The 229-nt window shown below is 65.5% G+C and carries 1 protein-coding gene; it reads right to left on the bottom strand.

Translation table 11 applies throughout. From position 1 onward, the window contains the following. Positions 1-158: helix-turn-helix domain-containing protein (locus tag PUR56_RS04575; RefSeq protein WP_329874325.1), on the bottom strand; the 158-nt coding region annotated here is incomplete at its 3' end. Between the last annotated feature and the right edge of the window lie 71 nt (positions 159-229).

The raw sequence follows: 229 nt of genomic DNA on the forward strand, positions 1-229 counted from the left end.
GCCCGGCCGGACTCCAGGAACTGCCGCTTCCAGTTCCCGATCGACTGCTCGGACACCTTCACCCGCCGCGCGGCCTCGGCAACGGTCATCTCACCGGCCAGGATCGACAGCACGATCCGGACCTTCTCCTCCGGCGGCAACACCGGCGGCCTCACCATGATCGATCAGACTCCTTCACAGGGCAGGACCCGCAAGAAACAAGCCCTGCCACAAAGTCTGACGCGCGACA

The sequence above is a fragment of the Streptomyces sp. BE303 genome (genome assembly GCF_036290945.1).
In the GTDB taxonomy this organism is placed as follows: domain Bacteria; phylum Actinomycetota; class Actinomycetes; order Streptomycetales; family Streptomycetaceae; genus Kitasatospora.